At 72.4% G+C, this 23,916-nt stretch carries 20 protein-coding genes; 13 read left to right on the forward strand and 7 right to left on the reverse strand.

The window, feature by feature from the left end; translation table 11 throughout:
* Nucleotides 1–37 precede the first annotated feature (37 nt).
* Nucleotides 38–529 carry a MarR family winged helix-turn-helix transcriptional regulator gene (locus tag FPT20_RS14410; RefSeq protein ID WP_158866449.1) on the forward strand — a complete coding sequence of 164 codons (492 nt, stop codon included), beginning with the start codon at nucleotides 38–40 and terminating at the stop codon, nucleotides 527–529.
* Here the strand turns inward: FPT20_RS14410 and FPT20_RS14415 are convergent.
* Nucleotides 501–1,475, reverse strand: a complete 975-nt coding sequence (locus FPT20_RS14415; protein WP_158866451.1) for a diacylglycerol/lipid kinase family protein — start codon at nucleotides 1,473–1,475, stop codon at nucleotides 501–503. The genes FPT20_RS14410 and FPT20_RS14415 overlap by 29 nt on opposite strands.
* 83 nt (nucleotides 1,476–1,558) lie before the next feature.
* Nucleotides 1,559–2,848, reverse strand: coding sequence for a serine/threonine-protein kinase (locus FPT20_RS14420; RefSeq protein ID WP_233265543.1), 1,290 nt, complete (start codon nucleotides 2,846–2,848; stop codon nucleotides 1,559–1,561).
* Between the two features lie 97 nt (nucleotides 2,849–2,945).
* On the opposite strand from FPT20_RS14420, the gene FPT20_RS14425 reads away from it, so the two are divergent.
* Genes FPT20_RS14425 through FPT20_RS14430 form a run of 3 tightly spaced genes read left to right on the forward strand, consistent with a single transcriptional unit; the run spans nucleotide 2,946 to nucleotide 3,938 of the window.
* Nucleotides 2,946–3,455, forward strand: coding sequence for a MarR family winged helix-turn-helix transcriptional regulator (locus FPT20_RS14425; RefSeq protein WP_158866454.1), 510 nt, complete (start codon nucleotides 2,946–2,948; stop codon nucleotides 3,453–3,455).
* Nucleotides 3,456–3,506: 51 nt separating this feature from the next.
* Nucleotides 3,507–3,671, forward strand: a complete 165-nt coding sequence (locus FPT20_RS17880) for a hypothetical protein (RefSeq protein WP_199245829.1) — start codon at nucleotides 3,507–3,509, stop codon at nucleotides 3,669–3,671.
* A 12-nt stretch (nucleotides 3,672–3,683) separates the two neighbouring features.
* A complete protein-coding gene (locus tag FPT20_RS14430; RefSeq protein ID WP_158866457.1) occupies nucleotides 3,684–3,938 on the forward strand; it encodes a DUF6458 family protein in 255 nt (84 codons plus the stop codon).
* An 88-nt stretch (nucleotides 3,939–4,026) separates the two neighbouring features.
* On the opposite strand, the gene FPT20_RS14435 is transcribed toward FPT20_RS14430, so the two are convergent.
* The gene (locus FPT20_RS14435) at nucleotides 4,027–5,397 is read right to left on the reverse strand and encodes a pyridoxal phosphate-dependent decarboxylase family protein (RefSeq protein ID WP_158866460.1); all 1,371 of its coding nucleotides are present in this window, start codon (nucleotides 5,395–5,397) and stop codon (nucleotides 4,027–4,029) included.
* A gap of 574 nt (nucleotides 5,398–5,971) precedes the next feature.
* Between FPT20_RS14435 and FPT20_RS14440 the strand changes: the two genes are divergently transcribed.
* The gene (locus tag FPT20_RS14440) at nucleotides 5,972–6,775 is read left to right on the forward strand and encodes a class I SAM-dependent methyltransferase (protein WP_199245831.1); all 804 of its coding nucleotides are present in this window, start codon (nucleotides 5,972–5,974) and stop codon (nucleotides 6,773–6,775) included.
* Between the two features lie 53 nt (nucleotides 6,776–6,828).
* On the forward strand, nucleotides 6,829–7,701 hold the full coding sequence (locus tag FPT20_RS14445; protein ID WP_158866463.1) for an aminoglycoside phosphotransferase family protein: 873 nt from the start codon (nucleotides 6,829–6,831) through the stop codon (nucleotides 7,699–7,701).
* A gap of 49 nt (nucleotides 7,702–7,750) precedes the next feature.
* On the opposite strand, the gene FPT20_RS14450 is transcribed toward FPT20_RS14445, so the two are convergent.
* Complete coding sequence (locus tag FPT20_RS14450) at nucleotides 7,751–9,832, reverse strand: DEAD/DEAH box helicase (protein WP_158866466.1); 2,082 nt, start codon at nucleotides 9,830–9,832, stop codon at nucleotides 7,751–7,753.
* A 279-nt stretch (nucleotides 9,833–10,111) separates the two neighbouring features.
* Between FPT20_RS14450 and FPT20_RS14455 the strand changes: the two genes are divergently transcribed.
* From FPT20_RS14455 to FPT20_RS14470, 4 genes are all read left to right on the forward strand, one after another.
* Nucleotides 10,112–11,572 carry a phytoene desaturase family protein gene (locus FPT20_RS14455; protein ID WP_158866469.1) on the forward strand — a complete coding sequence of 487 codons (1,461 nt, stop codon included), beginning with the start codon at nucleotides 10,112–10,114 and terminating at the stop codon, nucleotides 11,570–11,572.
* 22 nt (nucleotides 11,573–11,594) lie between these two features.
* Nucleotides 11,595–12,044 (forward strand): SRPBCC family protein, encoded by a 450-nt coding sequence (locus tag FPT20_RS14460; protein ID WP_233265544.1) that lies wholly within the window; start codon nucleotides 11,595–11,597, stop codon nucleotides 12,042–12,044.
* Between the two features lie 70 nt (nucleotides 12,045–12,114).
* The gene (locus FPT20_RS14465) at nucleotides 12,115–12,714 is read left to right on the forward strand and encodes a Dps family protein (RefSeq protein ID WP_158866472.1); all 600 of its coding nucleotides are present in this window, start codon (nucleotides 12,115–12,117) and stop codon (nucleotides 12,712–12,714) included.
* Between the two features lie 64 nt (nucleotides 12,715–12,778).
* Nucleotides 12,779–13,888 (forward strand): S1C family serine protease, encoded by a 1,110-nt coding sequence (locus FPT20_RS14470; protein WP_158866476.1) that lies wholly within the window; start codon nucleotides 12,779–12,781, stop codon nucleotides 13,886–13,888.
* 34 nt (nucleotides 13,889–13,922) lie between these two features.
* Here FPT20_RS14470 and FPT20_RS14475 read toward each other — a convergent pair whose 3' ends face one another.
* Nucleotides 13,923–14,681 (reverse strand): IclR family transcriptional regulator, encoded by a 759-nt coding sequence (locus FPT20_RS14475; RefSeq protein ID WP_158866479.1) that lies wholly within the window; start codon nucleotides 14,679–14,681, stop codon nucleotides 13,923–13,925.
* Nucleotides 14,682–14,811: 130 nt separating this feature from the next.
* On the opposite strand from FPT20_RS14475, the gene hutH reads away from it, so the two are divergent.
* The 3 genes from hutH to hutI are packed head-to-tail and all read left to right on the forward strand — an operon-like array spanning nucleotide 14,812 to nucleotide 19,226.
* Nucleotides 14,812–16,359 carry a histidine ammonia-lyase gene (hutH, locus tag FPT20_RS14480; protein ID WP_158866482.1) on the forward strand — a complete coding sequence of 516 codons (1,548 nt, stop codon included), beginning with the start codon at nucleotides 14,812–14,814 and terminating at the stop codon, nucleotides 16,357–16,359.
* 24 nt (nucleotides 16,360–16,383) lie between these two features.
* Nucleotides 16,384–18,066 carry a urocanate hydratase gene (gene hutU, locus FPT20_RS14485; protein WP_158866485.1) on the forward strand — a complete coding sequence of 561 codons (1,683 nt, stop codon included), beginning with the start codon at nucleotides 16,384–16,386 and terminating at the stop codon, nucleotides 18,064–18,066.
* Between the two features lie 2 nt (nucleotides 18,067–18,068).
* Nucleotides 18,069–19,226, forward strand: coding sequence for an imidazolonepropionase (hutI, locus tag FPT20_RS14490; RefSeq protein ID WP_158866488.1), 1,158 nt, complete (start codon nucleotides 18,069–18,071; stop codon nucleotides 19,224–19,226).
* A gap of 290 nt (nucleotides 19,227–19,516) precedes the next feature.
* Here hutI and FPT20_RS14495 read toward each other — a convergent pair whose 3' ends face one another.
* Nucleotides 19,517–20,416 carry an arginase family protein gene (locus tag FPT20_RS14495; protein ID WP_158866491.1) on the reverse strand — a complete coding sequence of 300 codons (900 nt, stop codon included), beginning with the start codon at nucleotides 20,414–20,416 and terminating at the stop codon, nucleotides 19,517–19,519.
* Nucleotides 20,417–20,503: 87 nt separating this feature from the next.
* Nucleotides 20,504–23,881, reverse strand: a complete 3,378-nt coding sequence (locus tag FPT20_RS14500; protein ID WP_158866494.1) for an efflux RND transporter permease subunit — start codon at nucleotides 23,879–23,881, stop codon at nucleotides 20,504–20,506.
* Between the last annotated feature and the right edge of the window lie 35 nt (nucleotides 23,882–23,916).

A 23,916-nucleotide genomic window follows, 5' to 3' on the forward strand; every position in this document is an offset into this window, starting at 1 on the left:
AGCCGCACCCGCGACGGAGCAGAGGGAGGGAGGAAGCATGCGAGACGATGTGACCGATCCGCGCGCCTCCCTCGCCCACGCCGAGGCGGAGGACCACCGCCCGGAGAACTGGCCGCTGGGCCGGCTGCTGGGCGCCGCCTCCCGTGCTGTCGAGCGCGACTGGGCGGACGCTCTCGAGCAGCGCGGCCTGACGCACGCAGGCCTGATCGTGCTGCACTTCCTCGAGCTCGGTTTCGACTCGCAGGCCGACCTGGCGAGGATGGCCCAGGTCGAGGCTCAGACCATGTCGCGCACGGTCGACCGGCTGGAGCGCCAGGGACTGGTGACGCGCAACCCGGACCCGGCCGATCGCCGTCGGCACGTGCTGGCGATCACCGACGCCGGCCGGGAGGCGTTCGACGCCGTGAGCGGGCTGGAGGACGAGGTCTTCCCGGACGTCGACGACCGCGAGACGCTCCGGCGAGCGCTCGTGCAGATCGTCACCGCCTCGCGGCGCCCGGCTACGCCTTCTTCGGAACCCGTACGCTGAGCGCCCCGGCGTCGACCCACGTGCGCAGCGCTGACGCCTTGCCGAAGAGGTCGCCGTCGAGCTCGACCTCTTCCGAGCGGCCCGTCCGGAGCACGAACTCCTTGCCCTTGAGGTAGTTGAGGGCACGAACCTCCCGGCCGGCGCCCATGAGCTTGCGCCCGGCGGCCGTCCGCCGGAGGACACCGTTCTCCCAGAAGATCTTGATCATGACCTGGACCCAGCCCAGGAACCCCTCCGGCCGCAGGACGACGATGTCGAACTCGCCGTCGTCGACCACGGCGTCCGGGAGGAGCAGGATGTTCGCCGGGAGGGAGCCGCAGTTGCCGATCAGCACCGTGTGCGCCCGGAGCGAGTGCACCCTCCCGTCGTCGAGCTGGTAGCGGATCCGCAGCTCGTTCTTGTCGCGCAGGACCGTGCCGATCGCCTTGACGTAGGCGAGCCAGCCGGCCTTCGCCTTGAGGTCGTCGTCGGTCTCGGCGATCATGCGGGCGTCCATGCCGATGCCGGCCATGACGAGGAAGGCGTGGCGCCGGGTCGCGTCGTCGCCTTCGCGCAGCTCGGCGACGCCCACGTCGATGGGGCGCTCGTCGCCCGTGAAGGCGGTCTCGAGCGCGTGGCCGACGTCGTCGAGCGTCAGGGAGAGGTTGCGGGCCAGGAGGTTGCCGGTGCCCGAGGGGAGGAGCGCGATGGGCGTTCCCGTCCCGCGCAGCTCCTCGGCGACGGTGCGCACCGTGCCGTCGCCGCCGGCTGCGATGACCATGTCGACGCCCTGCTCCAGCGCCTCCCTGGTCTGTCCGGAGCCGGGGTCCTCGGCCGTCGTCTCGAGCCAGAGCGTCTCCTCCCACCCCCAGCGCTTCTCGGCGTCGGCGAGGGCGCGGCGCAGGGCCGGGGCATCGACTTTGACGGGATTGACGACGATCGCGGCTCTCTGGGGTCGCTCGGGCATGTCACGACAGTACGCCACGGTGGGAGGGCTCCGGACCACACGACTCCCCGACCACCTGACGGGCGGGCCTCGGCGGCCGGTCTTCAGCCCTTGCCGGACTTGCCGGAGCCGTTGCCGTTCCCGTTGTTGTTGCCCGGGCCCTTGTTGGGATTGACGGGCGCCGGTGCGGCCGGCGGTGCGGGAGGCGCGGGCTGCGTCTGCTGGGCGGGCTGTCCGGGCTGCACCGCGCCGGCGCCCGATTGATCGGCGATCTGCCCCGTCCTGGTCTGATCCGAGGCGCGCTCGATGCCGGCGGGAGGCGCTGTCACCGTCGGCACGGGGCGCGGCGACGTCGGGACGCTCTGCGGCCGCTCCGCCGGGGCGGCCATGCTGCCGAGTCCGAGAGCGGTGGCGACGACGGCCACGGCCCCGCCGGCGATCGCGGCCGACAACAGCCGACGCCGACGCGCGGGTCGCGGTTCGGCCTCGCGCACGGCAGCGGTCATCGCTACCGTGGGCCCGATCTCGCCGACCGCCGCCGCTTCGCCAGCGAGCGGCGCCTCCCACCCGGCCAGCTGCGGCGCGATCGCCCGGGCCATCACGGCCACGTCGAAGGCGGACGGCCGCGCAGCCGGGTCGCGTGCCGTCATGGCGTGGAGGAGTCCGCGCCAATCCTCCGGGAGCGAGACCGGGATGCGCGGGTCGCGGACCAGCCTCGCGGCGACGGCCTCGATCGGCGTTCCGCGGAACTCCCGCACGCCCGTGAGGGTCTCGAGCACCACCAGTCCCAGCGAGTAGATGTCGGCGCCCGGACCCGGTTCGCCGCCCCCCACCTGCTCCGGGCTGAGGTACCCGGCGGTCCCGATGACCGTGCCGGCGGTGGTGAGCCGCTCCGAGCCGACGAGGTGCGCGATCCCGAAGTCGGCCAGCTTCAATACCGGCGGCCCTCCCGGGACGACCGGGTCGCCGAGGAGGATGTTCGCCGGCTTGAGGTCGCGGTGCACCATTCCGGCGGCGTGCACGGCGACGAGCGCCTCCGCGATGCCGATGGCGACCTCCGCCGCCTCTTCGGCGGGGAGGGGGCCGGACTCGAGCCGGGTCGCGAGGTCGGGACCCGCGACGAGCTCCATGACGAGGAAGCTCGGCGTGCCGTCGCCCTCGCCCGCCAGGTGGGCGTCGTACAGGGCGACGAGGTGCGGGTGGCTCAGCCGGGCGAGGATGCTCGCCTCGGTCCGGCGGCGCGCGTCGTCCACGGCCGTGCCGGAGGCGAAGAGCTTGATCGCGACGAAGCGCTCCAGCTGCCGGTCCCAGGCGCGGCGGACCGTCGCCATTCCGCCCGAGCCGAGTCGCTCGCGCAGTTCGTAGCGACCCAGCAGCGCCTCGTCCTCGTCCACCGCGCGAGCATACGCCTCCGTCTCGACGCCGTGAATCCGCCGACAGTCCCGTCCACCCCCGTTGATTTGCCGCGCGCTCCGGGCATGACTGGGAGGGGTGAAGCACGAACCGGAAGCGCCGCGACCGGACACCGGAGTGCTCGAAGCCCTGCAGGTCTACCGGGCCGCCGAAGCCGCCATGCGCCGCCGGACCGGATCCGCGATGGGGATCGGCGACAACGACCTGCTCGCGCTGCGTCTGATCCTCGACAACACCGCCGCCGGGCGGACTACGGCGGCGAAAGACGTCGCCGCCTACCTCGGGGTGTCGAGCGCCTCCACGAGCGCGCTGATCGACCGCCTCGTGCGCGGCGGCTTCGTCGAACGCCGCCCCAGCCGCACCGACAAGCGTGCCATCGAACTCGTGCCGACTGCCGCGGCGCTCGGCGAGACGGGTCCGCAACTGACGGCCGCCCAGCAGGAGATCGCGGCTGCGACCGCCGAACTCAGCCCGGATGAAGCGGAGACGGTGACCAAGTTCCTCGTGCGGATGCGCGAGACCGTCGACCGCATCGCCGCCCAGAAGTCGCCTAAACCTGAAAAGAGGCTGAGTCAAGGGGATTACTAGGCAAATGAAACAGTTGTTCGGTGGACCGTGTCAAGGAAAGGACACTTCTCCATGAACATCCTGCTCATCATCATCGCCATCATCGCGATCATCCTCCTTCTCACGGGAGGCTTCGTACAGTCCCTGAACTTCCTGCTCTGGGTCGGGATCATCCTCCTGGTGATCGCCGTCATCGTCTGGCTGGTGAGGCTGCTCACCGGCAGCCGACGCGTCTGACCGGCGGCTCGTATGAGCCTCGGAGCAGGGATCTTCCTGGTCGTCGTCGGTGCCATCCTGGCGTTCGCTCTGAACGTCCAGGTGGCCTGGCTCGACCTGCACCTGGTGGGCTACATCCTGATGATCGCCGGCGTCGTCGGCATCATCATCGGGGTCGTCCTGCTCACCCGGCGTCGCAGCTCCGTCGCGACGACCCGCACCACCGTCGATCCTGCGACGGGTGACCGGGTCACGCGCCGGGCGAGCGAGTCGGACGACATCGTCTGACGCCCCATCCCCCCTCGACAGAAAATGGCCCCGCGCTTCGGGTTGGCGCGGGGCCTTTTCGTCGCCCGGGGTCGTTCGTCGCCCGGGGTCACTCCATGGTGTCGAGGATGTCCACGAGGTCCTCGAACGTGGTCAGCGGGTTCAGCACCGCGAAGCGCGTGTTCGGCCGGCCCGCGTGCGAGCTCGGGGTGACGAACGCGCGCTGCTCCTCCAGGAGGCGCGCGGACCAGATCGAGTAGTCCTCCTTGCTCCATCCCTCCCGCTCGAACACGACGACCGACAGCTGCGGCCGGCGCACGAGCCGGAACCCGTCGCGGCGCTCGATCTCCTCCGCGATGCGCTCGGCCAGCTGGATGGAGGCGGTCACCGCGTCCCGATACGCGGCCGCGCCGTAGGTGGCGAGCGAGAACCAGAACGGGAGCCCGCGGGCACGCCGCGTGAGGTGGGCCGCGTAGTCGGAGGGACTCCACTCGGTCGTGTCCGTCAGCGTATCGAGGTACTCGGCATGCTGTGTGTGGGCCCGGCGGCCGGCCTCGGGGTCGCGATAGATCAGAGCGCAGGCGTCGAACGGCGCGAAGAGCCACTTGTGCGGGTCGACGATGACGGAGTCGGCCCGCTCGACGCCGGCGAAGCGGTCCCGCGCCAGCGGCGACAGCATCCCGGCCAGGCCGTAGGCGCCGTCGACGTGCAGCCAGAAGTCGAACTCGTCCTTGAGGGCGGCGATGGAGGCGATGTCGTCCACGATCCCGAAGTTGGTCGAGCCTCCCGTCGCGACGACCGCGAACACGGCCGAGCCGAACTCCTCCAGGGCGGCCCGGACCGCCTCCCCGCCGAGCACTCCGGACTCGCCGGGCTGGACCGACACGACGTCCACGTCCATGACGCGAGCGGCCGACGCGATCGACGAGTGCGCCTCCGCGCTGCACACGATGACCCAGCGGCCGTCGAAGTCCGGGCGCAGCGCACGCGCGGAGTCGCGCGCGGCGACGAGAGCCGAGAGGTTGCCGAGCGTGCCTCCCTGGACGAACACGCCGCCCGAGGTCGCCGGCAGCCCGAACTCGGAGGCCAGCCACGCCAGCACCTGGTTCTCGGCGTAGACGGCGCCCGACCCCTCCAGCCAGGAGCCGCCGTAGACGGCGCTGGCCGACACGACCAGATCGAACGCGGTCGCGGCCTTGGTCGGAGCGGTGGGGATGAACGACAGGTAGCGGGGGTGGTCCGTCGTGATGCACGCGGGCGCCAGGACGTGCTCGAAGAGGGCCAGCGCCCGCTCGGCGCCCATCCCCTTCTCGGAGACGGTCTGGCCGGCGAGGCGGCGGAGCTCGTACTCGGGCAGCGGCTTGTCGAGCGGGGTGTCCTCGCTCAGGATGCGGCGGCGCGAGTAGTCGAGCACGAGGTCGACGAGCTCGCGGGTCTCACCGGTCACCGCGTGCATGCGGCGGGCGTTCGTGTCAGTCATGGGTCCTCCGAAAACCCAGCCTGTCACACGGAACGGGCACGAGTTTTGGGAGAGGCGCAGCATTCTTGCGCAGTTCCTCGGGGATACGCAGCGAAGCGCCCGCGCAGTGCCACGCCGCGCGGCCTGCCTGCCTGCCTGCCTGCCTGCCTGCCTGCCTGGCTGCGGGAGGCCCGGACACATTCGTGCCGAATGTGCGGCATCCCGGCCTTGGTGGACACATTCGTGCCGAATGTGGCGGCGGGGTGGCCGCATTCGGCACGAATGTCGCCAGCGCGTGGCGCGGAAGCCGGGCGAGGCGTGGGAGGCGTCCCACGGATTCGGCACGAATGTGGGGCCTGCCGCCCCCGGCGGCAACATTCGGCACGAATGTGGGGCGTGGCGGCCCCGGCGGCCACATTCGGCACGAATGTGGGGCCTGCCGCCCCCGGCGACAACATTCGGCACGAATGTGGGGCCTGGCGGCCCCGGCGGCAACATTCGGCACGAATGTAGGCGCAGGCGCCGCCGGCGCCGGAGGCGCGGCGGCGAATCCCCGCTCTGGCGCCCCGCACTTCCGGGCGCTAGCGTGAGCCGCGTGAGCCGGACGACGGACGTGTGGAGCGACGGGGCCCCTTACGACGCCTTCATGGGCGACTGGAGCCGGCTCGTGGCCCCGCGCTTCATCGACTGGCTTGCGCTCCCTCCCTCGCTCCGGTGGCTGGACGCGGGCTGCGGCACCGGCGCCCTCACCGAGACGATCCTCAGCAGCACTTCGCCGTCGCTCGTGATCGGCGTGGACCCGTCGCCCGGCTTCATCGCCTCGGCCGACGCCCGGCTGGGCGACCGCGCCCGGTTCGAGGTGGGCGCCGCGGAGCGCCTCCCTCTCGCGGCGGACTCGGTCGACGCGACCGTGTCGGGACTCGTGCTCAACTTCGTGCCCGATGCCTCCGTGGCGCTGGCCGAGTTCGAGCGAGTGACGGTCCCCGGCGGAACGATCGGCGCCTACGTCTGGGACTATGCGGGACGCATGGACCTGATCCGCGACTTCTGGGAGATCGCCCGCGAACTCGACCCGGATGCGGACGCGGAGGACGAGTCGACCCGATTCGGCTACGAGTCGCCCGAGTCCCTGTGGGCCGCCTTCGAGACCTCGCAGCTGGTGGACGTCGACGCCACCGGCTTCGAGGTCAGCCGCCGGTACGCCGGGTTCGAGGAGTTCTGGAACCCGTTCCTGGGGGGTCAGGGACCCGCGCCTTCCTACGTCGCGCGGCTCACCGAGCCGGCGCGTGCCCGACTTCGCGCCGGCCTCCGGGAAGCGCTCCCCTTCGCACCCGACGGCACGCTCGAGCTCCGAGCTCGAGCCTGGGCGGTGCGCGGAACCGTTCCTCCCGGAAGCTAGCCCGCTCCGCACGAGCCCGTGCGGTCGTCGGGGCCGTCTGTTAGCGTCGTCCGGTGCCCGACACGCCTCCAGCGGACATCGCGACCGACGCCGACCTGGTCGCGCGGCTGATAGCCGAGCAGCACCCCGATCTGGCAGGCCCGCTCGAGCTCGTGTCCGACGGCTGGGACAACCAGCTGTACCGGCTCGGGACTCAGCTCGCCGTCCGCGTGCCGAGGCGGGAGGCGGCCGCGCACCTGATCGAGCACGAGCAGCAGATGCTTCCGGCGATCGCGCAGCGGGTGAGCGTCGCGGTCCCGGTCCCCGTACGGGTCGGCGCCCCCTCGGAGCGCTTCCCCTGGCCGTGGAGCATCGTGCGCTGGTTCGAGGGCGTCGACGGCGCCTCCCTCACGCCGACCCAGCGCTCGGCGATCGCAGAGCCGCTAGCAGCGTTCGTCACGCAGCTGCACGTGCCTGCACCCGATGCGCCGCGAAACCCGGTGCGCGGAGTCCCGCTCTCCACCAGGCGCGATGTCGTGCGGCAGCGCCTTCGGCTCCTCTCCGAGCGCATGCAGGTCGCGGCTCTCGACAGCGCCTGGAGGGACGCCCTCGCCGCCCCCGAGTGGGACGGTCCTCCGATCCTCATCCACGGCGACCTGCACCCGGGCAACCTGCTGCTCGACGAAAACGGCGGCCTCGCCGCGGTCCTCGACTTCGGGGACGTGACCTCGGGCGATCCGGCCACCGACGTGGCGACGGCGTGGCTGACCTTCGACGGCGACGCGCGGGAGGCGTTCCGCGAAGCACTCCAGCCCGACGAAGCGACCTGGCGACGCGCCCGCGGCTGGGTCGTCACGATGGCGTCCGCGCTCGCGATGAACTCGGACGACAACATACGGATGGCGTCGCTGGCCCGCCACGCCCTCGACGAGGTCGCCTCGGAATAACGCGAAACGCCCGCACGGAGAACCGTGCAGGCGTTTCGGGTGTTCAGGCTCAGACCTGCGAGAGCGTGAGCACGACCTCGTCGTTCGGTGCGGCCGGCACGAAGTCGGCCTCGATCTCGGCGCGGCCGAGCAGGTCGCTCATGCGGCGCTGGCGGTGCTTCGGGATGAGGGTCACGACGGTGCCCTGCTTGCCGGCACGACCCGTGCGGCCCGAGCGGTGCAGGTAGGTCTTGTACTCGTCGGGCGCGTCGGCCTGGATGACCAGGTCGATGTCGTCGACGTGGATGCCGCGGGCGGCGACGTCGGTGGCGACGAGCACGTTGACCCGGCCGCTCGTGAGCTTCTCGAGGTTGCGCGTGCGGCGCGACTGGTTGAGGTCGCCGTGGAGGCTGACGGCGGGGATGCCCGCGTCCTCCAGCTGGTCGGCGAGCATCTCGGCGAAGGCGCGGGTGCGGGCGAAGACCAGGGTCTTGCCGTCGCGGTCGGCGAGCTGCTCGATGATCGCGCCCTTGTCGCGGTGCTCGATGACGAGCACGCGGTGGTCGATCGTGGAGGACGCCTGGTCCTCCCCGGCGACCTCGTGCACGGCCGGGTCGACGAGGAACTCGTTGACCAGCTGGGCGACGCCCGAGTCGAGCGTGGCGGAGAAGAGCAGCTTCTGGCCGCCCTCGGCCGTGTGGCGGAGGATGCGCTGCACCGGCTCCAGGAAGCCGAGGTCGCACATGTGGTCGGCCTCGTCGAGGACGGTGATCTGCACCTCGCTGAGGTCGAGGCGGCCCTGCTCCACGAGGTCCTCGATGCGGCCCGGGGTGCCGATCACGATGTCGACGCCGCGCTGCAGCGCGCCCACCTGACGACCCTGCGGCACGCCGCCGTAGATCTGGGTGGTGAAGAGGCCGACGCTGCGGGCGATCGGCTGGACGGTGCGGTCGATCTGCAGGGCGAGCTCGCGGGTCGGCGCAAGGATCAGCGCGCGCGGCGAGCGGCCGAGCTGGCGCTTGCCGCCGGACTTGCCGGACTCCGCCCACAGCTGCATGAGCCGCTCGGCGAGCGGCGCGCCGAAGGCGATCGTCTTGCCGGAGCCGGTGCGGCCGCGGCCGAGCACGTCCTTGCCGGCGAGCACGTCCGGGAGGGTCGCCGCCTGGATGGGGAACGGCTTCTCCGCTCCGAGGTCGGCGAGCGCGCGGACGATGTTGCCGCCGAGGCCCAGGTCCGCGAAGGTCACACCGTCGACGTCCTCGGCCTGGATGGCCTCGGCCTCGAGGCGCTCGAGCACGACGTCGTCGGTCGGCACGAACGCCGGCTTCTCGTCGCGCGACGGGTAGAACGAGGAGTCGCGACGGGGACGCTCGGCGCGGTCGTCGAACGAGCGGCGCGGCCGGTCGTCGCGGTCGCCGTAGGAGCGGCGGGGGCGGTCGTCGTACTCGCGGCGCGGACGCTCGGCCCGGTCGTCGCGGTCGAAGGAGCGACGCGGACGGTCGTCGTACTCGCGGCGCGGGCGCTCGGCCCGGTCGCCGAAGTCGCGACGGGGACGGTCGTCGGAGTCGCGACGCGGGCGGTCGGCCCGGTCGTCGTACGAGCGCCGGGGACGGTCGTCGTACTCGCGGCGCGGACGCTCGGCCCGGTCGTCACGGTCGAAGGAGCGACGCGGACGGTCGTCGGCGTCGCGACGCGGACGCTCAGCCCGGTCATCACGGTCGAACGAGCGACGCGGACGCTCAGCGCGGTCGTCGAACGAGCGACGCGGACGCTCGGCCCGGTCGTCGAACGAGCGACGCGGACGGTCGTCGCGGTCGCCGGAGGAGCGGCGGGGGCGCTCCTCCTGCTCGCGGCGGGGGCGCTCGGTACGGGCGCTGCGGTCCTCCCACTCGCGCTCGGTGCGGCGGGCGTCCTTGCCGCGGGGCTCCCAGTTCGGGCGCTCGGTGCGGCCACGCGCGGGCGCGCCGTCGCGGCTGCCGTAGACGGCACGGCCGCGGTCGGCTGCGCCGGCGCGGTTGGCGCGGTCCTCGGCGCTCCAGCGGGCCTTCTTGCCGGAGGCGGCGGGCTCCTCGGCGCGGTAGCCGCGGTGCTTGGGGCTGCGGCTGCCGGTGGCCGGCTGCGGTCGTCGGTCGTTCTTCTTGTACGGGGGCATGCGGAGTTCTTCCTGGGTTCCTGTCGGGTGCGCGGCGGCGCGCAGAAGCGCACCGGGGATTCCCCGTCGAACATCGCTCGGGGCCGTTCACATCGTGATCATCCGCACCGCCGATCGGGTGCGGAACCGGCCCACTTGACTACAAACCCATTCGCGCGGCAGGCGCGGTGTCAAGAGCCGACCTATCTACGTTACAGCATGGAGGCTGTGAGGGGGCTGTCACCGCCGGGAGGCCGCTGCACCCGTGGCGCTCCCTGACGGGCGGGGTATACAGGAGGGGTGAGCCCTTCCTCCCTCGACGCCATCGTGATCGGCTCGGGCCCGAACGGGCTCGCGGCCGCGGTGACCCTGGCCCGTGCGGGCCTGTCGGTCCGCGTCTACGAGCGGAACGCCACCCCCGGCGGCGGCGTCCGCACCGAGGAGGTCACGCTCCCCGGCTTCCGTCACGACCAGTGCTCGGCGGTGCACCCGCTCGCTTTCGCTTCGGGCTTCTTCCGCCGCTTCGGGCTCGCCGAGCGCATCCCGTTCATCGTGCCCACCGCCTCCTACGGCCAGCCGATCACCCCGGACCGGGCCGCGCTCGCCTACCGCGACATCGAGCGCACGGCCGACGCGCTCGGCGTGGACGGCCCCGCGTGGAAGGCGCTGCTCGGGCCGCTCGTCCGCGACGCCGACGCCGTTGCCCAGTTCACCGGGTCGCAGCTGCTCCAGGTCCCGCGCCACCCGCTCGTCGCCGCCCGCTTCGGCCTGAGCGTGCTGTCGCAGGGAGGCCCGTGGTGGGATGCCTTCTTCCGCACCGACGAGCCCGGAGCCCTCCTGACCGGAGTCTTCGCCCACGCGACGGTGCCGCTGCCGAGCCTCGCCGGCGCGGCGGCCGGCCTGACGCTCGCGGTGTACGCCCACGCCGGCGGCTGGCCGATCCCCGTGGGCGGGAGCCAGTCGATCGCCGACGCGCTGATCGCCGACCTGGAGGCGCACGGCGGCGAGGTCGTGACCGGTACCGAGGTGACGAGCCTGGCCGAGTTGCCGGACGCCCGGGCCATCCTGTTCGACACGCACGTCGCGCACGCGGTCCGTCTCGGCGAGGACCGCCTGGCGGCCGGATACCTCCGCAAGATCTCGCGCTTCCGCGATGGAAACGGCGTGTTCAAGATCGACTTCGCGCTGTCGGGCCCCGTCCCCTGGGCCGATCCGGCTCTGAACGAGACCGCCACCGTCCATGTCGGAGGGACCCGCGCCGAGATGGCGGCCGCCGAGCGCGCCGTCGCCGCCGGACGGGACGACACGGTCCCGTACGTGCTGGTGTCGCAGCCGAGCCTGTTCGACTCCACCCGGGCACCGGCCGGCAAGCACGTGCTCTGGGCCTACTCGCACGTTCCGCGCGGCTCGACACGGGACCGGACGGAGGCCGTTATCCGTCGCATCGAACGATTCGCTCCGGGCTTCCGCGACCTCATCCTGGCCACCTCCACCAGGACGGCCGTCGAGATGGAGCGGTACGACCCGAACTATCGCGGCGGCGACATCTCGGCGGGAATGCCCGATCTCCAGCAGCTCGTCGCCCGTCCCGTGCTCTCGTCGGAGCCGTGGCGCATGCCGGGACGCGGGCTGTACCTCGCCTCGTCGTCGGCGGCCCCCGGCCCGGGCGTCCACGGCCTTCCCGGCTACTACGCGGCGCGTAGCGCGCTGCGCCACGAGTTCGGCATCACCCGGATGCCCGATCTGTCCCCCGGCCGCTGAGGCCGAACCGAGAGGAGCCGCCGTGTCCGTCAACGTCCGCCGCATGGCCTGCACGCCCGAGCAGCTGTTCGCCGTGCTCGCCGACCCGTGGGTGTACCCGACCTGGGTGGTCGGCGCCTCCCGGCTCCGAGCCGCCGACAGCGGCTACCCGAACCCGGGCGCCCGGCTGCACCACTCGATCGGCGTGTGGCCGCTGGTGCTGAACGACGAGACCCGCGTCGAGCTCTGGGAGCCGCCGAGCCGCGTCATCCTGGAGGCGAAGACGCGCCCGTTCGGCACCGAGCGCGTCGTGATCGAGGCGCAGCGGCGCGGCTCCGGCTGCATCGTGCGCATGGAGGAGGAGCCCGCGTCGGGCATCGTGACGCGGATCCCGGACGCCATCACCGACGCGATCCTGCACGTGCGCAACGCGGAGACCCTCCGCCGACTCGAGTGGGTGGCGCGCGGGAAGGCCCTCCGCCCCGTTCCCTGATCGGCCGAGCGGGCCTATCGTTCCTGCTGACCTCGATTCCCACCGACACCGGACACCGAAGGGGGCCATTGTGGCTGCAACCCAGACCAAGGCGGAGAAGACCGACGCCAAGAAGACGACCGCCGCGAAGGCCGCGCCGCGCAGCTCGGCGGTGCGCCGTTCCGCCAGCGCGGGGGTCGCCTCCACGCGGCGGGAGCACGCCGAGCGCGGCTTCGTCGCCTCCGAGGAGCTCGCGAAGAACCTCCAGCGCGTCCACGTGGACCTGATCGAACTGCACCTGCAGGGGAAGCAGGCGCACTGGAACGTGGTCGGCCGCAACTTCCGCGACCTGCACCTCCAGCTCGACGAGATCGTCGACGCCGCCCGCGAGTTCAGCGACGAGGTGGCCGAGCGCCTCCGCGCGCTGCACGCCACGCCCGACGGACGCAGTGCCACGGTCGCCGAGCAGACGAGCCTGCCCGAGTTCCCGAACGGCGAGGTGGACACCGCCGAGACGGTCGACCTCATCACGGAGCGCCTCGAGGGCGTCGTGCGGACCATGCGGACCGTGCACGACGACGTCGACGAGGAGGACCCGACCTCGGCCGACCTCCTCCATGCCATCATCGGTCGGCTCGAGCAGCTGGCGTGGATGGTCAGCGCCGAGAACCGCACGCCGGACCGCGCCTGACACCGCCGGTCTAGCCTCCCGCGCGGTCGGGAGGCTAGTCTGACGCCGTCCGTGAGGAGGGCGCATGTCGGACGGTGGCAGGCCTGCGGCCCGGGGAAGCGACCGGCCGGCTCCGGCCCCGACAACCGTCGTGCGGAGCTGGGGCACAGGGCTCATCGTCGCGGGCGCTGCGTTGGTACTCGTCGCCGCCGGCTTCCTCGGCGGCGCCGCCACCGCGATCGCGGTCTCGTCGGGTCGCGGTTCGTGCGACGCCGCCGAGGTCGCCTCGCGGGTGCTCCCGAGCGTCGTCACGGTGAACGTGACCGGCCCCTCCACCAGCAACGGGAGCGGGCAGGTCATCAGCCTCGACGGCTACATCCTCACGAACAACCATGTGATCTACCCGGCGACCCGCGGCGGCAAGCTCTCGGTGCGGTTCAGCGACGGCCATGAGGCGCCGGCCGAGCTCGTCGGGCGCGACCCGAAGACCGACCTCGCGGTCATCCGCGTCCACGAGAAGGATCCGGTGCCGACCATCCCGACCGGTGACTCCGGCTCCCTCGCGGTCGGTCAGCCCGTCGTCGCCCTCGGCGCCCCCCTGGGGCTGTCCAGCACGGTGACGGCCGGCATCGTCAGCGCGCTGGGCCGCACGGTGCCCGTCCCGAGCGACGACGATCGCAACGCGGTGCTGGTCGGTGCGATCCAGACCGACGCCTCCATCAACCCCGGTAATTCGGGAGGTGCGCTCGTCGACTGCCAGGGGCGGCTCGTCGGGGTGAACACGGCGATCGCGACCGTTCCGGGCTCCTCCGGGCAGCGGAGCAGCGGCAGCGTCGGGATCGGGTTCGCCGTGCCCGAGACGACCGCTTTGGAGGTGGCCCACGAGCTGATCGAGCACGGCAAGGTGAGCTACCCCACGGCGGGCATCAGCGTGACGCCGCTGCCTCCCTCCGCCGCCGCGGGCGCGGGGCTCTCAGGCGGCCTGTACGTCCAGTCGGTCGTCGCCGGCGGCCCGGCATCGCGGGCCGGGCTGCGGCCGGGCGACGTGGTGACCGAGCTGAACGGGGCGCCCGCGGTCAGCGCCGACGCGCTGACGGTCGTGCAGTTGACGGGCAAGGCCGGCGACCGCGTCTCGGTGGTGTATCTGCGCGACGGGACGCGGCACGAGGCGGAGGTGACGCTCGCGGCGGGGTGAATGTGGCAGTCGACTTCGCGCGCCGGCTGGTCGCTCAGCTGCCGCGGATGCGGCGCGAGAGCTCTGCCGCCGCCTCGCGCACCTGCGCGGCGAGCGCCTCCCATCTGGCTTCAGGGACGTTGTCGCGCGGAAAGGTCACGGCGATCCCGGCCGCGGGCCAGCCCGCGTGGTCGCGCACCGAGACGGCGACGGAGGCGAACCCGGGCGTGACGTCCCCGTCTTCTGTCGCATAGCCGCGCTCGCGCACCTCCGCGAGCATCCGCTTCAGCTCGGGGTACGAGTGCGGGCCGGAGCCGGTGCGGTCCTCGAACGCTTCGCGGTCGGGGTACAGGGCGCGCAGCTGCCCGGCGGGAAGGGTCGCGAGGAGTGCGCGTCCGCTCGCGGTCAGGTGGGCCGGGAGGCGCACCCCCACATCGGTGACGAGCCGCGGTCGGCGGCGTGCCCGCTCCTCCACGATGTAGACCACATCGCGCCCGTGGAGCACGGCGATGTGGCCCGACTCGCCGATGGCATCGACGAGGGCGGCGACGATCGGACGCCCCAGCCGGCTGAGCGGCTCCTGACGCGAGAAGGCGCTCGAGAGCTCGTAGGCGGCCACACCCAGGCCGTACCGCCGCGCCTCGGGGAAATGCAGCACGAACCCGTGCTCGGCCAGCACGGTCAGGAGGTGGTACACGGTCGATCGCGGCAGGCCGAGAGCGGTCGCGATGCCGGCCGCCGGGACGGGACCGCGCTGCACGGCCAGGTGCTCCAGGATGCGGAGGGTGTTCTCCGCGGCGGGGACCTTGCTCATCGCGCCTCCTCTCGTCGCTCCATGGTCGCGCCTCCCACCGCGGTGGTGCGCGGGCGACCGTCTGGTATCCCGGACACCGATGAGCCTAACGGTGAAGCGCGCCGGACGCCCCCGGACCGATGATCGGTGCATGCTCGTCACTCAGACCTCCGTCACCGTCGGCGGCGCCCCGCTGACCGTCGCCGATGTCGTCGCCGTCGCGCGCCACGACGCCCCCGTCGTCCTCGATGAGGGCGCGCTCACCGCCGTCGACGCCTCCCGGGCCATCGTGGAGGCGCTCGCCGACGACACCGAACCGCACTACGGCATCTCGACCGGCTTCGGCGCCCTCGCCACCACGTTCATCCCGGGCGACCGCCGCGCGCAGTTGCAGGCCAGCCTCGTCCGCTCCCACGCGGCGGGTTCCGGACCGGAGGTCGAGCGCGAGGTCGTCCGCGCGCTCATGCTCCTGCGCCTCGCCACGCTCATGACGGCGCGCACGGGAGCCCAGCGGCGCACCGTCGAGACCTACGCAGCACTCCTGAACACCGGCATCACCCCGGTCGTCCACGAGTACGGCTCGCTCGGCTGCTCGGGCGACCTGGCCCCCCTCGCGCACTGCGCGCTCGCCGCGATGGGCGAGGGCCGGGTGCGGGTCGACGGCGAACTGCTCGACGCCGCCGACGCTCTCGCGGCCGCCGGCATCGAGCCGGTCGTGCTCGCCGAGAAGGAGGGCCTCGCCCTCATCAACGGCACCGACGGCATGCTGGGCATGCTCGCGCTCGCCATCCACGACCTCCACGGCCTCCTGACCACAGCCGACATCGCGGCGGCGATGAGCGTGGAGGCGCTGCTCGGCACCGACGCGGTCTTCGCCGACGACCTGCAGCGGCTCCGCCCGCATCCCGGCCAGGCGGCGTCCGCCTCGAACCTCCGCACCCTCCTCGCCGGGTCGCCCCTCGTCGCGAGCCACAAGGGCCCGGAATGCACGCGCGTGCAGGACGCCTATTCGCTGCGCTGCTCTCCGCAGGTGCACGGCGGTGCCCGCGACACGCTGGAGCACGCCTCCCTCGTCGCCGCCCGCGAACTGGCCTCGGCGGTCGACAACCCGGTGCTGACCCTCGACGGTCGCGTCGAGTCGAACGGCAACTTCCACGGGGCGCCCGTCGCCTACGTGCTCGACTTCCTCGCGATCGTCGTCGCCGACGTGGCGAGCATGTCCGAGCGGCGCACCGACCGCTTCCTCGACCCGGCGCGCAACCAGGGCCTCCCGCCCTTCCTCGCCCACGAGGTGGGCGTCGACTCGGGCCTGATGATCGCGCAGTACACTGCGGCCGGGATCGTCTCGGAGCTCAAGCGGCTGGCCGCGCCGGCGTCGGCCGACAGCATCCCCTCGTCGGCGATGCAGGAGGACCACGTCTCGATGGGCTGGTCCGGGGCCCGCAAGCTCCGCCGCGCGATCGACGGTCTCGCGCGGGTGCTCGCCATCGAGGTCATGACGGCCGCCCGCGGCGCCGAGCTGCGTGCGCCGCTCGGTCAGGGTCCGGCGACGTCCGCCGTGACGGCGGGACTGCGCGCCACCGTCCCGGGCCCGGGCCCGGACCGCCACCTCTCCCCCGAGATCGAGGCGGCCGTCGCCTACGTCGCATCCGGCGGCGCTCGCGACGCCGCCGAGTCCGTCGTCGGCCCGCTGGCCTGAACCCGCCTCCAGAAAGGAACCATCATGCAGGGAGCACGTCCCGTCCGCGCACCGCGCGGCAGCGAGCTGACCGCCAAGAGCTGGCAGACCGAAGCGCCGTTGCGCATGCTCATGAACAACCTCGATCCCGAGGTCGCCGAGCATCCCGACGACCTCGTCGTCTACGGCGGCACGGGCCGCGCCGCCCGCAGCTGGGAGGCGTTCGACGCGATCGTGGCCACGCTCCGCGATCTCGAGCCCGACGAGACCCTGCTCGTGCAGTCCGGCAAGCCGGTGGGTGTGTTCCGCACCCACGAGTGGGCCCCGCGGGTGCTGATCGCCAACTCGAACCTGGTGGGCGACTGGGCGACGTGGCCCGAGTTCCGCCGGCTGGAGGCGCTCGGTCTGACCATGTACGGCCAGATGACGGCCGGCTCGTGGATCTACATCGGCTCGCAGGGCATCCTGCAGGGCACCTACGAGACCTTCGCGGCGATCGCCGACAAGCGGTTCGGGGGATCGCTGGCCGGCGCGCTCACGCTGACCGGCGGGTGCGGCGGCATGGGAGGCGCGCAGCCGCTCGCCGTCACCCTGAACGGCGGCGTGGTGCTGATCGTCGACGTCGACCGCGCCCGGCTGCAGCGCCGTGTCGACCACGGCTACCTCGATGAGCTGACCGACGATCTCGATGATGCGGTCGCCCGCGTGCTCGCCGCCAAGGAGGACCGTCGCCCGCTCTCGGTCGGCCTGGTCGGCAACGCCGCGACCGTCTTCCCCGAGCTGCTGCGGCGCGGGGTCGCGATCGACATCGTCACCGACCAGACCAGCGCGCACGACCCGCTCAGCTACCTCCCCGAGGGCGTGACGGTCGAGGAATGGCACGACCGCGCCGCCGCCGACCCGGAGGGCTTCACGCTCGCCGCGCGCGCCTCCATGGCCAAGCAGGTGGAGGCGATGGTCGGCTTCCTGGACGCGGGCGCCGAGGTGTTCGACTACGGCAACTCGATCCGCACGGAGGCGCAGCTGGGCGGGTACGACCGCGCGTTCGCCTTCCCCGGGTTCGTCCCCGCCTACATCCGCCCGCAGTTCGAGGAGGGCCGGGGCCCGTTCCGCTGGGCCGCCCTCTCCGGCGACCCGGCCGACATCGCGGCCACCGACCGCGCGATCCTGGAGCTGTTCCCCGACGACCACAAGCTGCGCCGCTGGATCACCCAGGCCGGCGAGAAGGTCCACTTCGAGGGCCTTCCCGCCCGGATCTGCTGGCTCGGCTACAAGGAGCGCCACCTCGCGGGCCTGAAGTTCAACGAGATGGTGGCGCGCGGCGAACTCTCAGCGCCGATCGTGATCGGCCGCGACCACCTCGACTCCGGCTCCGTGGCGTCCCCCTATCGAGAGACGGAGGCCATGAAGGACGGCTCCGACGCGATCGCCGACTGGCCCCTCCTGAACGCCCTGCTCAACACGGCCTCGGGCGCCACCTGGGTCTCCATCCACCACGGCGGCGGCGTCGGGATCGGCCGCAGCATCCACGCCGGCCAGGTCGTCGTCGCGGACGGAACCCCCCTCGCCGCAGAGAAGATCGAGCGCGTCCTGACCAACGACCCCGGCACCGGGGTCATGCGGCACGTGGACGCGGGCTACGAGCACGCGGCCGACATCGCCCGCGAGCGCGGCCTCCGCATCCCGATGCAGGAGCAGTCGGCGGTGCCAGCCGCGACGGAGGCCTGACCGTGCCGGCCCGGCTGCTGACCGGCATCGGCGAGCTCGTGACGTTCGATCCGGCCCACGACGGAGAGCTGGGCCTCGTCCGCGACGCCGCACTGCTGGAGGTGGACGGTCGCGTCACGTGGACGGGTCCCGCCGCGTGCGCCCCCATCGCGGACGCCGATCTGGTCGACGACGCAGCCGGGGCCGCCGTCATCCCGGGCTTCGTCGACTCCCACACGCACCTCGTCTTCGGAGGGGACCGCGCCTCCGAGTTCGAGGCGCGCATGGCCGGTCGGCCGTATGCCGCAGGGGGCATACGGTCGACCGTCGCCGCGACGCGGGAGGCGACGGACGACCAGCTGCGGTCGCGCCTCGCCCGTTTCGTGGACGAACTGCACGCCCAGGGAACCACGACGTTCGAGATCAAGAGCGGTTACGGACTCACCGTGGACGATGAGGCGCGGATCCTCCGCCTCGCCCGCGAGGTGACGGCGGAGACCACCTTCCTCGGGGCACACGTCGTCCCGACGGAGTACGCAGGCGACCCGGACGCCTACGTCGACCTCGTGGTGGGCGACATGCTCGACGCGTGCGCTCCGCTGGCGAGATGGATCGACGTCTTCTGCGAGACGGGCGCCTTCTCCGTCGAGCAGGCGCGCCGAGTGCTGACCGCGGGTGCCGCGCGCGGTCTGGGGCTCCGCCTCCACGCCGGTCAGCTCGGACCGGGTGACGGCGTCGCCCTGGCGGTCGAGCTCGGAGCCGCGAGCGTCGACCACGGCACGTATCTGTCCGACGCGGACGTGAGCCGGCTGGCCGCGTCCACGACGGTGGCGACGCTCCTCCCCGGCGTCGAGTTCTCGACGCGGCAGCCGTACCCGGACGCCCGACGGCTGCTCGACGCCGGAGTGCGCGTCGCGCTCGCGAGCGACTGCAACCCCGGCTCGTCGTTCACGTCATCGATGCCGTTCTGCATCGCCGTGGCCGTGCGCGACATGGGGATGACGCCGGCCGAAGCGCTCCGCGCCTCCACGCTCGGTGGTGCGGAGGCGTTGCGGCGCGACGATGTCGGGCACCTGCGCGTCGGTGCGCGAGCCGACTACGTCGTGCTGAGGGCGCCATCCCACGTGCACCTGGCGTACCGGCCGGGCGTGCCGCTCGTCGCGCGGACGCACGTGGCCTGAGGCGCGCCGCCCTGGTCTGCGCCTCGGCTGCACCGCCGACTGCGCCGCCGACTGCGCGACTGCGCCGCAGACTGCACGACTGCGCCGTCAGGGGACAGCTGCGGCCCGGCGCCGATGCGCCCTCGTCCCGCTGCACCGCACACGCCGCCGGAGCGCCCGCGACCAGGTCGCTAAGGAGGTTAGCCGCAAGAGGGAGGCGCGCCCGGCCGGCGCCCCGACGGTCACCCGGAGGCGCACCCGGCCGGCGCCCCGACGGTCACCCGGAGGCGCACCCGGCCGGCGCCCGACGGTTACCGGGAGGCGAGCCCGGCGGCAGCCTCCAGCACCAGCAGCGCCGCGAGCCGGACCGTCCGCTGGTCGGGGGTGTCGACGGTCGCGTCGACTTCAGCGATGTCGATCGAGCGGACCGACGGAGCAGCACCGGCGAGCCGTGCATACCGCCGCAGCTCCCACGCGGCGAGCCCGCCGGGGATGGAGGCGGGGCACGCGGGCGCCACCGAGCGGTCGCAGACGTCGACGTCGAGATCGACGTGCACCGGGCCTCCCGCGCCGCCCGCGATGTCGAGCGCTTCGGCCATGACGTCGTCGATCGGCCGCCCGTGCAGCTCGTCGCGGCGGATGACCGTGACGCCGTACTCCGCGGCGCGAGCGGCGTAGGCGGAGGAGTTCGCGAAGTCGGCGATGCCGATCTGCACGATCCGCCGCCCGTCGAGTCCCGCCTCCACGAGGCGTCGCACCGGTGACCCGTTCGAGACGCCGTCCCGCAGGTCGTGGTGAGCGTCCAGAGTGATCAGGCCTGCGGTCGGGAGGTCTTCACCGAATGCGCCGAGAGCCGCGGGGACGGTCAGGGCGTTGTCGCCGCCGAGGGCGATGAGGAGGCGCGCCCGCGTCGCAGCTTCGGCGACCGCCGCCACGGCTCGCGCCTCGCCCTGCGGACCGTCCGGGTCGCGGACGTCACCGGCGTCGGCGAAGCGCAGAGCATCCACCTCGAGCCCCGGGACGAAGTCGGAGTACCTCCGCAACGCCTCGCGCACCGCGGCAGGAGTGGCGTCCGCTCCGGTCGGCGAAAGCGATGTCTCGTGCGTGGGGATGCCGAGGAGGGCGAGGTCGGCGCTCTCCCCCGGTTCGAGCGCCGGCCACGAACCGGCCCGAGGCCACAGCGGATCGACGGACAGCGGACGCTCGCTCATACGGCGACCCTAGCGAGCACGCGACCCGCGCGGACGATGCACCCGGAGCCCACCGTCTGGGATCCCGGACTAGGCGACAGCCCTGCGTCAGACCTGGGAGCCGCCCGCCGGGCCGGTGAAGACGGGAGGAGCCGGCCGCTCCCCCGCAGGCACCGTCTCCCGCCCGCGAGTGCCGCCATCCGGCCCGCTGTCACCGCCGTCGGGGGCGCCGTCGCCGCCCCCCGACCCGCCTGCCCCGGCCTCGCCCGCGGCGCGGCGCTCAGCTTTGCGCTCGCGTCGTCCCTCCACCAGGTTGTAAAGGGTGGGCAGGACGACCAGCGTAAGAACGGTCGACGACAGCAGGCCGCCGATCACGACGATCGCGAGCGGCTGCGAGATGAATCCGCCGTGACCGGTGATCCCGAGCGCCATGAACGCGAGCGCCGCGATGGTTGCGAGAGCGGTCATGAGGATCGGCCGCAGACGGCGGGAGGCGCCGTGCATGACCGCATCCGCGACCGACAGGCCCCGGCGGCGGTACTGGTTCACGAGGTCGATCAGCACGATGGCGTTGGTGACCACGATGCCGATCAGCATGAGCACGCCGATGAGGGATGCGACCCCGAGCGGGATCCCGGAGATCAGCTGCAGCAGGATCGCACCGGTCGCGGCGAACGGCACCGAGACGAGGAGCAGCAGCGGCTGCCGCAACGACCGGAACGTCGCCACCATGATGATGTAGACGATCAGGATGGCCGCGAGCAGCGCGATCCCGAGCTGCCCGAACGCGCTCGTCTGGCTGGAGGAGACACCGCCGATGGTCGCCGTCGCGCCGGCCGGGAGGTCGGCCTTCTTGAGCGACGCGGTCACGTCGGCGTTGGCCGTCGTGAGGTTGTCGGTCGCCGGGGTCGCCGTCACCGTGGCGGTGCGGAGCCCGCGCTGCGTGGTCACCGTGGCGGGGCCCTTGACCTCCTGCACCGTCGCCACCGAGCTCAGCGGCACCACGCCCGCGCGCGACGGGATGGGGAGCGCCGAGAGCCCGGCGACCGTCGTCGGCGGGTTGTCGCTCTGGATGTAGACCTTCAGGGTGGTGTTGTCGATGGCGACGGAACCGGCCTGCGTGGGCTGCATCGCCTGCGACACGAGGGTGCCGACGGCGATCTCGCTCAGACCCGCCTGGGCCGCCTTCTCGCGGTCGACGCTCACCGAGACGTACGGGAGGGACGCGCTGAGGTTGCTCGACACCTCCTTCAGGGACGAGTGCTTCTGGAGCTCCGCGACGACCGAGTCGGTCGCCTTCTGCAGGTCCGCCTGGCTGCTCGCGCTGATGTCCACCTGGATGTCGGTGGAGGCACCGAAGCCGCTCGAGGTCGAGACCTGGATGGTGCCCTGGTCCTTGATGGCGGCGAGTTCCGTCTCGATGGTGTTCTGCAGCTTCGCCTGGTCGGCGTTCGGGTCGGTGGTGATCGAGAAGGTGGTCGCGCCTCCTCCGCCGGTGAACGCGTCGCGCAGGGTGGAACCGCTCGACCCGATGGAGACCTGCAGGGTCTTCACGCCCGTGGTGTCGAGCAGCTTCTGCTCGACCACCTTGGCGGCGTCGTCCTTGGCCTGGAGGCTCGCGCCCGGCTCGAGGGTCTGAGTGACGGTGAGGGAGTTCTGGCCGCTGTTCCCGAGGAAGTTCGTCTTGAGGAGCGGCGTCATGAGGAACGTGATCACCAGCACCAGAGCCGCCGCCACGATGGTCAGGACGGAGTGCCGGAGGGTCCAGCGGATGATCGGGAGGTAGGCGGCCTGGAGGCGCGACGGATGCGCGAGCTCGTCCACCCCGGCGGCCGCCGCCTCGTCCACCGACAGGTGGGCGGCATCCGTGTCGTGCGCATCGTCGTTCTTGTGCGCCTTCGGCGAGCGCAGGAACCAGTAGGCGAGGACGGGCACGATCGTCAGCGCTACGAGCAGCGACGACAGGAGAGCGATCGTCACCGTGAGGGCGAAGGGCCGGAACAGCTCGCCCGTCACGTCGCCGACGAAAGCGAGCGGGAGGAAGACCGCGACGGTGGTGATGGTGGAGGCGGTGATCGCGCCCGCGACCTCGCGCACCGCCCGCACGATGGTGACGGCGCGATCGACGCCGGGCACCAGCTGCCGTTTGATGTTCTCGATCACGACGATGGAGTCGTCGACCACGCGGCCGATCGCGATGGTGAGCGCGCCGAGCGTGATGATGTTGAGCGTGTAGCCGGTCGCCCACATCACGATGAACGTGATGAGCACGCTCGTCGGGATGGAGATCGCCGTGACGAGGGTCGACCGCACCGAGAGCAGGAACACGAGGATGACGAGGACGGCCGCCGCGAGACCCAGCAGCCCCTCCGTGGCGAGCGAGTCGATCGACTGGGTGATGAACGGCGCCTGGTCGAAGACGACCGTGATCTTCACGTCGGACCCGAGCTTCGACTCGAGGTCCGGGATGATCGCCGCAACGCCGTGCGAGACCTCGACGGTGTTGGCCGAGGGCAGCTTCGTCACCGCGATCGTCAGCGCGGGCTTGCCGTCGACCCGCGACAGCGAGCTGATGGGGTCGTCGACCTTGGCGACGGCGGCGACATCGCCGATCGTGTGAGCGGCCGCCGGCACGGTCGCCGTGGCCGCCGCGCGTCCGGCCGCGCCGGACGCGGCTGCCGCGCCGGTCGCGGCTCCCGCGGCTCCCGGGGCACCGGCGGCCGCGCTCGCCGCGCCTCCCACCGCCGACGGGATGAGCGGCAGCCCCGCGATGTCCTCCACCGAGGTCAGCTGCGCGCCGGACTGGATCGAGAGCGTCTTGTCGTTCTCGGTGATCGAGCCGCCCGGCACGAGCACGCCGTTCTGCTGGAGCGCGTCCTTGATGGCCGAGGTCGTGAGTCCCGCCGCCGCGAGCTTCGCCGCGTCGGGCGTGATCGTGATGCGCTGACCGATCTCGCCGACGAGCTGCGCGTCGTTGACGCCCGTGACCTGCTTGATGTCGGGCAGCGCGAGCTTGGTGATGTCGTCGGCGAGCTTGCGCTGGTCGCTCGGGCCGGTCACCGCGAGCTGGATGACCGGGAGGTCGTCGATGCTGCCCGACAGGACCTGCGGGTCCACACCAGACGGAAGGGTCGACTTGATCCGGTTGACCGCCTGGTTGATCTTCTGCTCGGCGGTCGGGAGGTCGGTGCCGTAGGTGAACTTGGCCGTGATGATCGACTGGTTCGTGCTGCTCACGGCCGACGTGCTCTGGAGGTCCGGGACGCCCTGGATCGCCGCCTCCACCGGGGTGCTCACGTCGTGGTTCACGACCTCGGGCGACGCCCCCGGGTAGCTCGACAGCACGACGAGCTGCGGGAACGAGATGGAGGGGATGAGCTCCTGCTTGAGGTTGCCGAGCGCCAGCGCGCCGAATACCGCGGCGACGATCGTGACGAGCGCGATCAGGGCGCGGTTCTTCATGCTGAGAACGGCAAGGAAATGCACGGGTGTTCCCCTCGGCGGATGGCGGATGGTTCCTG

The sequence above is a fragment of the Leifsonia sp. AG29 genome (genome assembly GCF_009765225.1).
Classification (GTDB): Bacteria; Actinomycetota; Actinomycetes; order Actinomycetales; family Microbacteriaceae; genus Leifsonia.

Excerpts from the sequence above, each read along its gene's own strand:
- FPT20_RS14470 (WP_158866476.1), top strand. The coding sequence starts at position 12,779 with ATGTCGGACGGTGGCAGGCCTGCGGCCCGGGGAAGCGACCGGCCGGCT.
- FPT20_RS14435 (WP_158866460.1), bottom strand. The coding sequence starts at position 5,397 with ATGACTGACACGAACGCCCGCCGCATGCACGCGGTGACCGGTGAGACC.
- FPT20_RS14450 (WP_158866466.1), bottom strand. The coding sequence starts at position 9,832 with ATGCCCCCGTACAAGAAGAACGACCGACGACCGCAGCCGGCCACCGGC.
- hutU (WP_158866485.1), top strand. The coding sequence starts at position 16,384 with ATGCAGGGAGCACGTCCCGTCCGCGCACCGCGCGGCAGCGAGCTGACC.
- FPT20_RS17880 (WP_199245829.1), top strand. The coding sequence starts at position 3,507 with ATGAACATCCTGCTCATCATCATCGCCATCATCGCGATCATCCTCCTT.
- hutH (WP_158866482.1), top strand. The coding sequence starts at position 14,812 with ATGCTCGTCACTCAGACCTCCGTCACCGTCGGCGGCGCCCCGCTGACC.
- FPT20_RS14430 (WP_158866457.1), top strand. The coding sequence starts at position 3,684 with ATGAGCCTCGGAGCAGGGATCTTCCTGGTCGTCGTCGGTGCCATCCTG.
- FPT20_RS14495 (WP_158866491.1), bottom strand. The coding sequence starts at position 20,416 with ATGAGCGAGCGTCCGCTGTCCGTCGATCCGCTGTGGCCTCGGGCCGGT.
- FPT20_RS14475 (WP_158866479.1), bottom strand. The coding sequence starts at position 14,681 with ATGAGCAAGGTCCCCGCCGCGGAGAACACCCTCCGCATCCTGGAGCAC.
- FPT20_RS14410 (WP_158866449.1), top strand. The coding sequence starts at position 38 with ATGCGAGACGATGTGACCGATCCGCGCGCCTCCCTCGCCCACGCCGAG.
- FPT20_RS14415 (WP_158866451.1), bottom strand. The coding sequence starts at position 1,475 with ATGCCCGAGCGACCCCAGAGAGCCGCGATCGTCGTCAATCCCGTCAAA.